This is a genomic window from Halomonas sp. ML-15, assembly GCF_014779595.1.
Lineage (GTDB): Bacteria > Pseudomonadota > Gammaproteobacteria > Pseudomonadales > Halomonadaceae > Franzmannia.
The window spans coordinates 467,010-481,001 of sequence record NZ_JACXZT010000019.1 but is presented as its reverse complement, the minus strand read 5'-3'; the positions used below and the strand labels follow the sequence as shown (position 1 = coordinate 481,001).

Here is a 13,992-nt window from a genome sequence, read left to right as displayed (position 1 = left end):
AGTTCCGCTTCACACTATGTTCAGCCACCCTCATCGATGACGAATTCGACGCGGCGATTCTGCTGGCGGCCCTCGGGGTTGTCCGACCCGTCCGAATGGGTATTGTCCGCCACCGGGCGTTCGAAGCCGTGGCCTTCAGGCGTGAACTCGAGACCGGAGAGCCCCTCGTTCTCGGTAAGCCAGTCGATGGCCGACTGGGCGCGACGCTCCGACAGTTCGAGATTGTAGCTGGCCGAACCCATGCTGTCGGTATGCCCTTCGACAAGCACGGCTTCGATATCGGACTCGCTCAGCAAGGCTGCCAGATCCTCGAGTACCTCGGCTCCCTCCGGTTCGATTGCATCGCTGTCGAAATCGAACAGTACGTCACCGGATATCGATAGCCGGATCTGGTCGTCGACAACGGTGGTCTCGATGGTGTCGCTGCTGTCGGAGAGGGTCATGGCCTGCTCGGCCAGTGACGACACCGATGCAACGGTTCCCAGGGCGAGGCCTTCAATGGGAAGCACCGTGCGCTCGAGCGGAAGGATCACGGCGGATGAGAGATCGGGCTCTCGCTTGTCGTCATCGTCGGCAAGCGCCGTGGTCGCCATAAGTGCGACACACCCGCAGGCAGCGGTAAACACCAGTTGGCTATTCATCGCTGATCTGGACGTTATCGAAGAGCATGCCGCCAGGAAGGGCCAGCGAGAAGCTCGTTATGTCCTCTTCGGGGGCGGGAAATTTGCCCCACCAAGCCCCGCGCACTGTATCGCCGTCCCGGGTGATCTGCAGCGATGGGATGGTGAGAGGTGTGCCTTCGGTGTCGGCCAGCAGCAGATGGCGGTTCTCGCCAGCGAGGATATAAAACTCTTCACGGTAAGTGTTGCCGCTAATTCGATGGTAGATCTGCTCCTGCTCGCTGCGGTTGTTTGCACCTTCCGGCGCGGCAAAGCTAACCCTAACGGTAAGGACCCCGTCGGAACGGTTGGCCTCAGTCACCTGGCCGATGGCCAGGCCGCTGCTGAGTTCGGCTTCTGCTAGCGGTTCCTCGGCCTGAGCAGTGGTCGTAATGACGAGGGCAAGCAGAGCGATTCCAGCATAGATGGAGTGTTTGATCTTCATCGGACGTCCCTTTTCTGACCACGAGAAGTGGTGACATTCCTTTGTGTTTACCGCCGTGGGGTAATGCTCAGGGGGCAGCATAGTAACTTTAGCACTCTTGCACATGGCTGCCACTCCTTTCAACGAGGGGCTGGAGAGAGCTTTACCCCAAGAGCATCACCACCCCATAGGTCGCCACCCCGGCGGCAATCGGCCAGCCCAGCGAGCGCAGTCGCCACCACACCGCCAGGGTCGCGATTACGCCAATGGCGGTAGCGAGCCAGGACGTTGCGTCGGTCGTGGTGGGCACCAGCGAGACACCCAGCACCGCGGCGATCATCAAGGGGCCGAGGATACCGAGCCACTGGGGCATGGCATCGAGGCCGTCATCGTCGGCATCGAGCCGCGCCAGGCGGCGGCGCATCCACAGCAGCGGTAGCAGCCGCATCAGCAGGGTGCCCAGCGCAGTGGCGAGCATGGCGAGCCATAGCGCGTTACTCATGACGGCCTCCTCGGGCAGTGGCGTCGGACTTCACCAGATAGAAACAGGCGGCGCCGCAGGCGGCGGCCAGGGGAATCGCCGCATTGGCCAGTCCGGAGACGTTGAGCAGCAAGGCGATGGCGATACTGCTGAACAGTGCCAGGGACCAGCGTCGGGAGGTGAAGCGCGGTGCCAGCAGCACCAGGAACAGCGCCGGCATGGCAAACGGCATGACTTCACCGAGTAGCGGCCAGCGGCGGGTCAGCTCTTCGCCGGCCACGGCGCCCAGCGCGGTGCCGCCGATCCAGCTGAACCAGGCCAGCAGGGCGGCGCCGGTAAACCAGCCTAGTCGCCGCTCCGCCGGCATCTGCGGCAGGCGGCTATGGGCCAGGGCGAAGATCTGATCGGTAAGACCATGCATCAGCCAGGGCCACCAGCGGCTGGTGGTCAGCCAAGGTGTGATATTGGGGGCATAGACCACATGGCGCAGATTGATCAGTAGTGTCATGCCGACCACCAGCCACAGCGGCGACCCCGCGGCGACCATGCCGACGAACAGGAACTGTGCGGCGCCGGCATACAGCAGCGTCGAGATCAGTACGGCCTCCAACGCGCTGAAGCCCGCTTGACTGGCGATCAGCCCGAAAGAGATCGAGACCGGCACATAGCCGCCGAGCAGGGGAATCGCATCGCGCAGGCCGCTCAGCCAGGGGCGCGGCAGCGTCTGGGTGGCCTGGCTCATGGGGCGTCTCCTTGGCCGGTGTAGACGATGGTCAGCAGCAGCGTGGCCCAGGTGTCGTGGGTACGATAGGCGTGCGGTTGGTCGGCGGCGAAGGTCAGGGTGTCGCCGGCCGAGAGCATCTGAGTGGCGCCATCCGGCCCGGCCTCCAGAGTGCCGCTGATCAGGGTGAGGGATTCCTGGGCGCCCGGGGTGTGCGGCTCGGCGTGGCGCAGAGTATGCGGCGCACAGCGCATCCAGTAGGCATCCACCTGGGGCGACTCCTTGCCCTGGTCGATGAGCCGCACCTCGACACCATCCTCGCCCAGCGGCACGCTGATTGGCGCTACCAGGGTGCCGAAGGGCACGCCGAGCTGCACCGCCAGACGCCAGATAGTGTCCAGGGTGGGGTTGCCGTTGCCCTGTTCGAGGCGCGACAGGTTCGACTTGGCAAGGCCGGCGGCGGCGGCCAGCTGCGATAGCGACCAGCCCCGCGCAAGCCGAAGGGCCTGCAGATGCTGGCCCAGGGTGCCGAGGGAGAGCTTGTCCATGACGGAGCCTTTAAGCGTTCCTTATAATGAACGTTCTATATAAGGAACGAGTGTCTGTCAATTGCTTTTGCTCTGAAGGGGAGGGGGCGTCAGGAACAACGGCAACGGTTGAACCTGGCGCCCCTGTGGCTCAAGCGGGCAGCCCTAGCACCGCGGTGGCGATGGCGAAGTAGATCAGTACGCCCACGCCGTCGGCGATGGAGGTCACCAGCGGCGCCGAGGCGGTCGCCGGGTCGAAGCGCAGGCGCTGCAGCAGGAACGGCAGCAGCATGCCGATCAGGCTGCCCATGATCACGATCAGCACCATGCTCATGGCCACCACCGTGGCAATCTCGGTGCCGGCGCGGAAGATGCCCACCACCGAGACCGCCAGGGCCATGGTCAGGCCGAGGCCGACGGCCACGAACACCTCGCGACCCAGCAGCTTGGCCCAGTCTCGGGTTCGCACGTCGCCGGTGGCCATGCCGCGCACCATCAGGGTCGCGGCCTGAGAGCCGGCGTTACCGCCGCTATCCACCAGCAGCGGCAGGAAGAAGACCAGCGCGATATAGGCCTCGATGGTCTCCTCGAAGTAGGCGATGCCGGCACCGGAAAAGATATTGGCGAACACCAGCAGCACCAGCCAGACGATGCGCTTGCGGTAGAGCTCGAACAGGCTGGCGCTGCGCAGCCCACCTTCGATCTTGCCCACCGAGACGCCCTTGTGCATGTCCTCCGTGGCCTCCTCCTCGGCTACGTCCATGGCGTCGTCGTAGGTCACGATGCCCACCAGCCGCTCGCCGCCGTTGGTCACCGGCAGCGCCAGCAGGTCGTAGCGTGAGATCAGCTTGGCCACCTCCTCCTGAGGGGTGTCCACCTTGGCCACCACCAGTTCCTCGGTCATCAGGCTGGCCAGCGGGGCAGAGGGGTTGGCCAGGATCATCTCGCGCAGCGACAGGGTGCCGAGCAGGCGTCCCTCATCATCGACACAGTAGATCTGGTAGATGGTTTCGGCGTTGGGGCCGGTGTGGCGCACCTTGTCCAGTGCCGCGGCCACGTCGAGGTCGCCGGGCACCGCCACGTAGTCGGAGGTCATGACGGCCCCCGCGGTGCCCTCTTCGTAACTGGCCAGCTTGCGCAGGTCGTCGCGCTCGGCCTGGGCCAGGCGACGTAGCAAGCTCTGCTGGCGCGGCTCGTCGAGTAGCTTGAACAGGTCGGTGCGCTCGTCAGCGCTCATATGATTGAGCAGCTCGACCAGCTCGGCGTCGTTCATCTCGCTGGCGAGCTGGGCCTGGGTCTCCTCCTCGAGATAGCCGAAGGCACTGGCGCGCTTGTCCTGCGGCAAGTAGTCGAGCAGCGACAGGGTGGTCCCCTCCTGCTCGATCTGGACGAATTCGGCGAGGTCGGCGAGTTGCATCTCGGCCACCAGCTGGCGGATGGCATCGAGATCCTGGCGCTCGATAGCGCTGCGCAGGGACGCAGCGAGAACGGCATAGCTCATGGTGTGGCTCCTTGGCGCGCGTCACTTGAGGGCGCGCAGGAACCACGGCCTAGCGGATAGGCAGGGGCAGGCTCCGGCGCACCACGACAGTCGACGCGGCGCGGTCGATCAAGTTGTCAGTCGTGTAAATGCGACTCGGAGGTTCCATAGATTCCTCTACAGGGGTTTCGCTGCCATTCGGCAGCGCGGGGATATTAGGCATTCGGGTAATGAACGTCAACGCCAAGCGTTACGAATCGCTTGTCTGATGCTATTGGGTGGCAAGGGTCTGTTAAGCCGATGCATAATGCGATGTGATAACGTTGCTTATGCCGTCGGCCGCGGCTGGCTGCGGTGATCCAACAGAGACAACGCGGGTGTCCCCTAGCGAGGGCTTGAGTAGATGACCACTGAGCAAGGTCCAAAGCGCAATATGTCGCCAATCTTCCAAGTGATCGAGACGCTGCACGGCGACCAGCCCTGGGGCAGCTTGCTCGATGCCGGTACCGGGCGCCGGTCGCTGGAGTGGGTCAGCGGGCTCGACACCGAGCGCTGGACGGCGGTGACGGCGTCGCAGTCCATGGCGGAGGTGGCCGGCAAGGCCGTCAGCAAGGCACGCCGTGCGCAGGATCGCATCATCGTCGGTAACTGGATGTCGGACGACCTGCTCTACGGTGAAGGTTTCGATACGGTACTGCTCGACTACTTTATCGGCGCCATCGAGGGCTTCGCACCCTACTGGCAGGAGCAGGTGCTGCAGCGCATCCGCCCACATGTCCAGCAGCGGCTCTATATCGTCGGCACCGAGCCCTACGTGCTTGACGACCCGGGGACCGAGGCGGGGCGCATCGTGCGAAGCATCGGTCGCCTGCGAGACGCCTGCCTGCTGATGAGCGGGGGGCGGCCTTACCGTGAATACCCCGTGAGCTGGGTGCAGCGGCAGCTGGGCATCGCCGGATTCCGGGTGTGCGAGATTCGCCACTTCCCGATTCGCTACCGCGAACGCTTCGTCAACACCCAGTTGGATATGTGCCTGCGTCGGCTGGAGTATATCGACGATGAGGCCCTGAGTGGGGCGCTGCGCGCTCATGTCGAGGCGCTGCGAGCGCAGGCTTTGCCACTTGCACGCAGCCAGGAGGGCTTACCCTGCGGTGCCGACTATCTGATTGCCGCCGAGCCGCTGGACCCACGGCACCATCTCATCGATCGATAACAGCGTCAGACACGCGGCACGCAGAGCAGGGCCTTGCTGCTGACCTGGCTCAGCCCTCTCCTCTTGCCTTGCGATAGTGGTGTTCCTGCTGCTCCTGGCGCTCCTTGGCCTCCAGGCATAGCCGGGCAGTGGGGCGCAGCAGCAGGCGTGGAATGCCGATTGGCTCGCCGGTCTCTTCACAGTAGCCGTAATCGCCCGAGTCGATTCGACGCAGGGCCTCCACGATATTGGCCAGCAGGCGTGTCTCACGGTCGGCCTGTCGCAGCTGCAATCGCAGCTCCTCTTCGAAGGCTGCCTGGTCCAGCTCGTCGCTATCGCGTTCGTGCGACGCTATGGCCGTGCGAACCTCACGCAGGTGGTCTTCTACCTGCGCCTTCTCCTCGAGCAGACGCTGGCGAAAGAAGTCCAACTGCTCGGCGTTCATGTAGTCCTCGTCGGGCATGGCGATCAAGCGTGCCTCTTCCGCGGAGTAGGGCATCGACGGTTCTCTTCTTCATATGGTTAAAGGTGTTATAACATAACATTGTGCGTGTGCTATTGCACCGCATGCGATCATTATTCCGCCTAGTGCCGAGGCGAATATACGTGGCCGCCGCGGAGGGCGGCCTAGTTGTTCAGGGCGCGATCCAGCAGCAGCAGGGTTGACTGCCAGGAGATGGCGTCGGTGATCGGGTCGTAGCCCAGCGGCAGGCCGAACGCTTCGCCGGCGGCATCGGCGCCGGGGTTGGTGACTTACCTTCGGGCTCTCTGCACGAAGTCACTCCGGTGACAAGGGGTGAGTGCTTGGGCTGTTATATGTTTATGCAGAGCTACCAAATGGAAAATTCGTTGCGTCGACTAAGGGATGAATTGGGCGAGGCACATGCCGAACCGGTTGCGCTAACGGGTACCTATAATAGCCTGATCAGGATGTGGTCAGAGTGTTAAATAGTTAAGTGTTAAAGCGATATGTCAGGCTAGCTTTTCGATCTTTTTGCCGGTGCGAAGTCACCGGTTTTTTATTTTTTCGGCGCCTGGAAAGGTGTACCTCAGGCACGGCTGCTTAATCCATAAGTATTGAGAACAAGGTTTTTACTGTTTGCTTGATGCATGTCAAGTTTGTTGGAGTTAATTGGACTATTCTTGATTTATGGTAAGAAAAATTAGTTTTTTGCCTAATTGAGATGCACGCCACCGGCAGCAGTTGCCATCGGTAACGACCAAGGATAGGAGATATCGTAATGGCTGACAAGAACAGCCCCGCGCCAAACCCGGAAGACGATTTGGCTTCGCGCTTTCCAACCGCCTATACCATACTGTTTTTATTGATAATACTGGTGGCCGCACTAACCTGGGTCATTCCTGCTGGGCAGTATGAACGCTCGATGAACGAAGACATTGGGCGAGAAGTGGCACTGCCTGGAACCTATGAAATCGTGGAGCCAAATCCTCAAGGTTTTGTGGACGTTATGTTGGCGCCCACAGCAGGTTTCTATGATCCCGACAGCTATGTTGCCAATGCTATCGATGTCGCCTTATTTGTGCTGTTTATGGGGGGATTTCTCGGCGTTATCAATGCCACTGGCGCGATCGATACGGGTATCCGTAACGTGATGCACCGGCTGGAAGGCCGAGAGATATGGATGATACCCATCCTGATGACGCTATTTGCGCTAGGTGGCACGACCTACGGCATGGCGGAAGAGACCTTAGCGTTCTATATCATTCTGATTCCGATCATCATCGCGGCAGGCTACGATGCGATAACCGGAGTCGCCGTTATCCTTATCGGTGCCGGTATCGGCGTACTGGGCTCCACGATTAATCCTTTCGCTACCGTCATCGCCTCCAACGCGGCGAACATTCCCTTTACCGATGGCATTGTGCTGCGGCTAGTGTTGTTGGTTGGTGGGCTGATGATCTGTATCGCCTACGTTATGCGTTATGCCCAGCGCGTTAAGGCGGACCCTTCACGCTCCGTGGTGGCCAAACAGCGCGATGCTCACCGCAAGTTATTCTTACAAAGCCATGATGATCTGAACCATTTTGACCTGACCGGCACCCAGAAAATTGTCCTGCTTATCTTCGCTCTGACCTTCATTGTAATGATTTGGGGTGTCGCGACCCAGGGCTGGTGGATGGCCAGAATGGGCGCGCTGTTCTTTGGCGCCGCCATCGTGGTTGGCCTGATCGCTCGCCTGGGTGAGAAAAAGTTGACCAGCAGTTTCGTCGACGGTGCTCGCGATCTTCTGGGTGTCGCCCTGGTCGTCGGCCTGGCCCGGGGCATCGTGGTGATCATGGAGCAGGGCATGATTGCCGATACCATTCTGCACAGCGCTGAAGCTACGCTGGGTGGTTTGCCCGAGCTGGCCTTTATCAACCTGATCTTCTGGATCGAGGTGGGAATGAGCTTCTTCGTGCCCTCTTCCTCCGGTCTTGCCGTGCTGTCGATGCCGATTCTTGCGCCGTTGGGAGACTTCGCCAATGTGGGACGGGATCTGGTGGTCACCGCTTACCAATCGGCGAATGGACTGGTCAACCTGATTAACCCGACGTTTGCGGTAGTGGTTGGGGGCCTGGCCATAGGTCGCATCTCCTACGACCGATGGCTAGTGTTCATTTGGCCACTGCTGCTGATTCTGACAATTTTCATCAGCGTGGTCATCAGCATTGGCGCGTTTCTATAACCCAAGGCAAAGGAGTATGCGACATGGCTGAGCGGACCCTAGGTGTTCACTCTGAAACCGGTACACTTCGGCAGGTTATCGTCTGCCGTCCCGGTCTGGCCCACCGTCGGCTGACGCCTTCCAATTGTGATGCGCTGCTGTTCGACGATGTTTTCTGGGTCAAACAGGCCCAAAAAGATCACGATGTATTTGTTGAACTGATGCGCGCCCGTGGCGTGGAGGTTCTGGACATAAACGTTCTACTGGCGGAAACGCTGGACATCCGCGACGCTCGGACCTGGATTCTCGACCACAGAATTTCCTGGAACCATATCGGCGTGGGTATGGTGTCAGATCTGCGTGCCTGGATGGACGAACTGCCGGGCGAAATCCTGGCGGAGTTCCTTATTGGTGGCCTGGAAGTAGGCGATCTGCCCTTTGATCCTAGCGGGCTGTTTGGCAACCATCTGGGGCCACACGGATTTGTCCTGCCGCCGCTGCCCAATTTCCTGTTCACCCGGGACAACAGCGCCTGGATCTACGGCGGTGTCACGCTGAATCCGATGTACTGGGCCGCCCGCAAGCCCGAAACCCTGCTGATGAGTGCCATCTACGAGTTTCATCCGGCATTTGCCGGCAAGGTAAATGTCCACTGGGGGGATCCCCTCAAGGATCATGCCCTGGCCACCCTGGAGGGGGGAGACATCATGCCGGTAGGCAATGGTGCTGTGCTGGTGGGAATGGGGGAGCGTTCGTCACCTCAGGCGATCGGCCAGTTGGCCAAGGCCTTGTTCGACAGCGGTACCGCGGACCGGGTGATCGCCTGCCAGATCCCCAAGACTCGCTCCGCCATGCATCTGGATACCGTTTTCACCTTTTGTGGTGGCAACGTGGTCACCACCTTCAAGGAGGTGGCCGACGAAATGGTCTGCTACGACCTGCGCCCAGGCAAGGGCAGCAAACATCTGGCGTTTTACCAGGATTCTCGGCCCCTGTTTGACGTGGTGGCAGACGTACTCGGTTATGCCGCCCTTGACGTGGTGCCAACGGGTGGCGATACGCCAGCCGAGCGGGAGCGCGAGCAGTGGAACGATGGCAATAACGTGCTGGCACTGAGCCCCGGCGTGGTGATTGGCTACGACCGCAATGACGATACCAATGCCGCACTGGAAGCGGCAGGCATTGAGGTGCTGGCTATTCCTGGGGCTGAGCTGGGCCGAGGACGTGGTGGTGGTCGCTGCATGAGCTGCCCAACGATACGAGACGCCGTCTGACAAGGAAGGAGCAAGGCTATGGCATTTAATCTCAAGAACCGACATTTCCTGACCCTACGGGATTTTACTCCTCGGGAAATCAGCTTTCTTCTAAAGCTCTCTGCTGATCTAAAAACTGCCAAATACGCCGGCACCGAAGTACCGCAATTGCAGGGTAAGGACATTGCCTTGATCTTCGAGAAGAACTCCACCCGCACCCGTGTGGGCTTCGAAGTAGCGGCGTTTGACCAGGGCGCTCGGGTCACCTACCTGGGCCCCACTGGCACTCACATCGGTCACAAGGAGTCGGTGAAGGATACCGCCCGGGTGCTTGGGCGGGTCTATGATGCCATCGAATACCGGGGGTTTGGCCAGGCGGTAGTTGAAGAGCTGGCGCAGTACGCTGGAGTGCCGGTCTACAACGGTCTGACTAACGAATTCCACCCCACGCAGATACTGGCAGATTTCCTGACCATGCAGGAAAACGTCGAGAAACCCCTGCGTGAAGTGGCCTTCGTCTTCATCGGCGATGCCGCCAACAACATGGGTGACAGCCTTCTGCTCGGCGGTGCCAAGATGGGGATGGACGTACGCCTGTGTGCCCCGAGAGAGTGCTGGCCTGATCAGGCGATTCAGCAAGAGGCGCAGGCCATCGCCGAGACTACCGGTGCCAGAATCACGGTCACCGATGATGTCGATGCCGCCGTGGCGGACGTGGATTTTGTCTATACAGATGTGTGGGTGTCCATGGGCGAAGCCAAGGAGAAGTGGGCGGAACGGATCAAGCTGCTGATGCCTTACCAGGTCAATGCTGAGCTGATGGAAAAAACCGGCAATCCCCGGGTGCGGTTCATGCATTGCCTGCCGGCGTTTCACAACACAGAAACGGCCATCGGCAAGGAGATTCAGTCCGAGTTCGGCATTGATGCCATGGAAGTCACCGAAGAGGTCTTCGAAAGCCCCGCCTCCATCGTGTTTGACCAAGCCGAGAACCGCATGCACACCATCAAGGCGGTGCTCGTCGCCACGCTCGGATCATAGAGGAAGCCTGACATGCTTGTGGTAGCAGCCCTTGGTGGCAACGCCCTGCTGCGTCGGGGTGAACCCCTGACCGCTCAGGCCCAGCGCGCCAACGTAAAGATCGCCGCAGAAGCGCTTGCCGGCATTATCCGGGCCGGCCATCAGCTGGTCGTCACCCACGGTAACGGCCCGCAAGTTGGCCTGTTGGCACTGCAGGGTGCGGCTTATAAACCGGATGAAGCCTACCCGCTGGATGTGCTCGGCGCCGAAACCGAAGGCATGATCGGTTATATCATCGAGCAGGAACTGGAGAATGCGCTAAGCCACGACCGGCCGGTTGCCACCTTGCTGACTCAGGTTCTCGTCGACAAGGATGACCCGGCTTTCAGCACGCCCACCAAGTTTGTCGGGCCGGTGTATGACAGGCAAGAAGCAGAGGCCAGGGCCGAAGGCGCCGGCTGGCATATCGCTCAGGACGGCAACCAGTGGCGACGGGTAGTGCCATCGCCAACACCGCTGGAAATTCCGGATATGCGGGTGCTCAAACTGCTGCTCGATCAGGGTGTCGTTGTGATCTGTGCCGGCGGCGGCGGCATCCCCGTGATTCGTCGAGACGACGGCAGCATGATCGGTGTGGAAGCCGTTATCGACAAGGACGCCGCCAGCGCGCTGCTGGCCCAGCAGCTGGGGGCCGATGCCTTGCTACTACTCACCGACGTGGATGCCATTTACCGCGATTTCGGCAAGCCGAGTGCGGCACCGATTCATACGCTGACCGTTGCCGACGCCCGATCGTTGGACCTGCCCGCAGGTTCGATGGGCCCCAAGCTGGCGTCTGCCGCCGACTTTGCCGAACACGGTGGGTTTAGTGGTATCGGCAGGTTGGAAGACGCGCTACCTATTCTAGAGGGTAGCGCTGGAACGAGAGTCACGGGTACGACGTAGTACAAGCCCCCGCTGACTTGCTCCCCGGGCCGATGCTGGGTGAATTGACTTCATCGAGGCGGGCTGCAAGTCAGTGAAAGAGCGGCCTGTGTTGGCCGCTCTTGGCCTGGGGAGGGAGCAAGGCCTGGTTTCAGTTGTTCAGGGCGCGATCCAGCAGCAGCAGGGTGGACTGCCAGGAGACGGCGTCGGCGATCGGGTCGTAGCCGAGCGGCAGGCCGAACGCTTCGCCGGCGGCATCGGCGCCGGGGTTGGTGAAGCCGTGAGTGGCGTCGTGGTAGTTGATCACCTCGACTTCGGCGCCGGTGGCGGTCAAGGCGTCGGCCATGGCTTCGAGGTCGTCCCGGGCGACCATCGGGTCAGCGGCGCCGTTGTGGATCTGCACCGCGCCGCCGAAATCAGCGGGGGCGTCGACGGCCTGGGTAGGGCTGCCGTGATAGCTGATGACGGCCTCCAGCGGCATGCCCGCCAGGGCCATGTTCATCACCACGCTGCCGCCGAAGCAGTAGCCGATCGCGGCCATGCCACCGTCGGCCACCGCGGGATGCTCGCGTAGCTGTGCCATGGCCGCCTCCAATCGATTACGCGCGCCTGGCCAGTTCTGCATCACCTGGGAGGAGAATTCGCCGGCCTGGTCGGGGTGGTCAGCGGTCTGGCCCTCACCGTACATGTCGACTGCCAGGGCGACGAAGCCGAGGGCGGCGAGCTGGTCGGCGCGATGCTTGACGTAGTCGTTGAGCCCCCACCATTCGTGCACGATCAGCACTGCGGGGCGCGGCGTGGTGTCGCTGGCACTACGGGCCAGGTAACCGTGATAGGTCTCGCCGTCGGCGGTGTATTCGAAGCGCTCGCCTTCCACCTGCGGTCCCCAGGTCAGCGGGGTATCGCCATCGCTGAGGGTGTCGGGGGCGGCGAGATCGGTCTCGGCCATGGCCGGGCCGGCCAGAAGTCCTGCGGTCAGGCCGAGGAGGATGAGTCGCTTGTACATGATGGTGCGTCCTGTGTTGGAGGAGGGCTGCCGTGCTGCTATATCACCATAGCCGGCTGCAGGCGCCTTCCCCAGAGGGTGTTTCATTGTTTGCAGCGGGGGGAGGAAATGACGCGCCCCGCATAACGTAGGTTAGCGTATTGAAGGAGGAAGACTGCGATGGTGAATTTTGTGGCGTGTTTGGTGCTGTGTTTCGGGAGGAGCCCCTGGCCCAACCGACGAGTGTGACGCGCGAAGGTTCGGCGGTTGACTATTTTGCCATCTGTACAGGGAGGTGCGATGTGCTGAAGTTCCTTGTGGGTGCGGCAAGTATGAGCTTCCTGATGGGCATGATCGCGATGCTGGTTTTCGTGCTGCGAGGTTTATAAGAGCGCCGTAGCCCGTTACATATGATAAAGAGTACGGAAGCCCTCGGCGATGGCCGGGGGGGCGTTCTTGTGCGCGAGGACGCGATGCTATAGCGACACGAAGGGCAGAAGCGATAGCGTCAGTACCGCGGCCGCGGCCAGAGTCAAGGCGATCACCTGCAGCGGCCGCTCGCGCAGGCGCTGCCACAGGCTGAGGGGTTGCCCCTGGGCCTCCCTGTCGGCCAGGTCCTGCTGCATGCGCTCGGTCAGCCGGGCTTGATAATCGTCCAGCGCGGCACGCGCCTCGGGCAACTGGGTCTCGTCGCGCAGCCAGATTGCTGCCACCGAGAGTTTCCAGCGGCCTTCGCTGGTCTCGTAAACATCGAAGCCGCCCTCGTCGAGCAGTTGGCGTACCTCAACGGCTTCCTCTTCAGGCACCCCGCCTAGTCGGAACAGCAGTACCGCCATGGGTTATCTCGTCGCCTGGTAGTGAATGTCCAGCGAGTGTTCCAGCGAGCCGCCGCGAGCATCTATCGTATTGGCCAGGGTCGCGTCCTGGCCGCAGCTGATATAGGCCGACTCAGCCAGCCACTGCGGGTCTGGATAGTAGGCGAACAGATAGTGGTCCTCCTTGATGGTATCGATCAGCGGGCGGGCGATCTCCTGGCGCACTGCCGGGCAGCCAAAGCTGCGCCCGAGGCGGCCGTTCTCGGCGATGAACTGCTCGCTGACGTAGTCGGCGCCATGGACCACAATAGCGCGCTGATAGGCGAGATCATTGACCCCGGTCTCTAACCCCTCCAGGCGCATAGAGTAGCCATTGGCACCGTCATAGCTGTTCAGCGTACGGAACAACCCCAAGCTCGACTGGTAGCTTTCCGGGGTATTGGAGAACCATTTGGCTTCCTCATCGCCGCTGCCGCGGCCATGGGAAACCAGCTCCTCGAACAGCAGCCGCTCGTGCTTGAGGTCGAAGACCCACAGCCGCGGCTGGTTGGCGCTGCGCGAGAAATCGATCACCGCCAGGCGCTCGGCATCGGGGTCGGCACACTCCACGGCACTGGCAGCGAGGCGCAGTACCTGCGGGTCTGCGTCGGGTGCCAGGGACTGAAGGTTGTCAGCGAGCAGCACGTGAGCATGGGCTGAGATAGGCATGAATATCGCCAGGGCAAGCCCGGCGATCGGGAGGCGTGGGGCGATTGGCATTGTTATGACGTCTCCGGCGCAACAGAATGGACCTACGAACGACGCTATTATGAACAGAAGAGTGGTATCAGCCAAACCAGGGATGG

The 13,992-nt window shown here is 61.4% G+C and carries 17 protein-coding genes; 7 read left to right on the top strand and 10 right to left on the bottom strand.

The annotated features are described in order from the left end of the window. Positions 1–20: 20 nt before the first annotated feature. The 6 genes from IEI94_RS13865 to mgtE all read right to left on the bottom strand — a co-directional run bounded on the left by IEI94_RS13865 (position 21) and on the right by mgtE (position 4,313). Positions 21–641, bottom strand: a complete 621-nt coding sequence (locus IEI94_RS13865) for an OmpA family protein (protein ID WP_191167885.1) — start codon at positions 639–641, stop codon at positions 21–23. Continuing rightward, the gene (locus tag IEI94_RS13860; protein ID WP_191167884.1) at positions 634–1,104 is read right to left on the bottom strand and encodes a hypothetical protein; all 471 of its coding nucleotides are present in this window, start codon (positions 1,102–1,104) and stop codon (positions 634–636) included. Before IEI94_RS13860 ends, IEI94_RS13865 begins: the two co-directional genes overlap by 8 nt. A gap of 142 nt (positions 1,105–1,246) precedes the next feature. Beyond that, positions 1,247–1,585: an AzlD domain-containing protein gene (locus IEI94_RS13855; protein ID WP_191167883.1), complete on the bottom strand. Its 339-nt coding sequence runs from the start codon at positions 1,583–1,585 to the stop codon at positions 1,247–1,249. After that, a complete protein-coding gene (locus tag IEI94_RS13850; RefSeq protein WP_191167882.1) occupies positions 1,578–2,306 on the bottom strand; it encodes an AzlC family ABC transporter permease in 729 nt (242 codons plus the stop codon). The genes IEI94_RS13855 and IEI94_RS13850 overlap by 8 nt, the downstream gene beginning before the upstream one ends. Then, positions 2,303–2,833, bottom strand: coding sequence for a helix-turn-helix domain-containing protein (locus tag IEI94_RS13845; protein ID WP_191167881.1), 531 nt, complete (start codon positions 2,831–2,833; stop codon positions 2,303–2,305). The genes IEI94_RS13850 and IEI94_RS13845 overlap by 4 nt, the downstream gene beginning before the upstream one ends. Positions 2,834–2,963: 130 nt before the next feature. After that, positions 2,964–4,313 carry a magnesium transporter gene (gene mgtE / locus IEI94_RS13840; protein WP_191167880.1) on the bottom strand — a complete coding sequence of 450 codons (1,350 nt, stop codon included), beginning with the start codon at positions 4,311–4,313 and terminating at the stop codon, positions 2,964–2,966. A 412-nt stretch (positions 4,314–4,725) separates the two neighbouring features. Between mgtE and IEI94_RS13835 the strand changes: the two genes are divergently transcribed. Beyond that, on the top strand, positions 4,726–5,505 hold the full coding sequence (locus IEI94_RS13835; protein WP_224750144.1) for a class I SAM-dependent methyltransferase: 780 nt from the start codon (positions 4,726–4,728) through the stop codon (positions 5,503–5,505). Positions 5,506–5,554: 49 nt separating this feature from the next. On the opposite strand, the gene IEI94_RS13830 is transcribed toward IEI94_RS13835, so the two are convergent. After that, positions 5,555–5,983, bottom strand: coding sequence for a TraR/DksA C4-type zinc finger protein (locus IEI94_RS13830; protein ID WP_191167878.1), 429 nt, complete (start codon positions 5,981–5,983; stop codon positions 5,555–5,557). Positions 5,984–6,300: 317 nt separating this feature from the next. Here IEI94_RS13830 and IEI94_RS13825 point away from each other — a divergent pair, with 317 nt between their 5' ends. The 5 genes from IEI94_RS13825 to arcC all read left to right on the top strand — a co-directional run bounded on the left by IEI94_RS13825 (position 6,301) and on the right by arcC (position 11,368). Then, positions 6,301–6,432, top strand: coding sequence for a hypothetical protein (locus tag IEI94_RS13825; RefSeq protein WP_318153398.1), 132 nt, complete (start codon positions 6,301–6,303; stop codon positions 6,430–6,432). A gap of 293 nt (positions 6,433–6,725) precedes the next feature. Continuing rightward, the gene (locus tag IEI94_RS13820; RefSeq protein ID WP_191167877.1) at positions 6,726–8,171 is read left to right on the top strand and encodes a YfcC family protein; all 1,446 of its coding nucleotides are present in this window, start codon (positions 6,726–6,728) and stop codon (positions 8,169–8,171) included. A 23-nt stretch (positions 8,172–8,194) separates the two neighbouring features. Beyond that, the gene (locus tag IEI94_RS13815; protein WP_191167876.1) at positions 8,195–9,424 is read left to right on the top strand and encodes an arginine deiminase; all 1,230 of its coding nucleotides are present in this window, start codon (positions 8,195–8,197) and stop codon (positions 9,422–9,424) included. Positions 9,425–9,442: 18 nt separating this feature from the next. Beyond that, positions 9,443–10,444, top strand: a complete 1,002-nt coding sequence (locus IEI94_RS13810) for an ornithine carbamoyltransferase (protein ID WP_191167875.1) — start codon at positions 9,443–9,445, stop codon at positions 10,442–10,444. 12 nt (positions 10,445–10,456) lie between these two features. Further along, complete coding sequence (arcC, locus tag IEI94_RS13805; protein ID WP_191167874.1) at positions 10,457–11,368, top strand: carbamate kinase; 912 nt, start codon at positions 10,457–10,459, stop codon at positions 11,366–11,368. A 130-nt stretch (positions 11,369–11,498) separates the two neighbouring features. Here the strand turns inward: arcC and IEI94_RS13800 are convergent, their stop codons facing one another. Further along, a complete protein-coding gene (locus IEI94_RS13800) occupies positions 11,499–12,353 on the bottom strand; it encodes a dienelactone hydrolase family protein (protein ID WP_224750143.1) in 855 nt (284 codons plus the stop codon). A gap of 140 nt (positions 12,354–12,493) precedes the next feature. On the opposite strand from IEI94_RS13800, the gene IEI94_RS13795 reads away from it, so the two are divergent. After that, a complete protein-coding gene (locus IEI94_RS13795; RefSeq protein WP_191167873.1) occupies positions 12,494–12,721 on the top strand; it encodes a hypothetical protein in 228 nt (75 codons plus the stop codon). A gap of 87 nt (positions 12,722–12,808) precedes the next feature. Here IEI94_RS13795 and IEI94_RS13790 read toward each other — a convergent pair whose 3' ends face one another. Both IEI94_RS13790 and IEI94_RS13785 read right to left on the bottom strand, forming a co-directional pair. After that, positions 12,809–13,168 carry a DUF6164 family protein gene (locus IEI94_RS13790; RefSeq protein WP_191167872.1) on the bottom strand — a complete coding sequence of 120 codons (360 nt, stop codon included), beginning with the start codon at positions 13,166–13,168 and terminating at the stop codon, positions 12,809–12,811. 3 nt (positions 13,169–13,171) lie between these two features. Next, a complete protein-coding gene (locus IEI94_RS13785; protein WP_224750142.1) occupies positions 13,172–13,855 on the bottom strand; it encodes a murein L,D-transpeptidase catalytic domain family protein in 684 nt (227 codons plus the stop codon). Positions 13,856–13,992 lie beyond the last annotated feature (137 nt).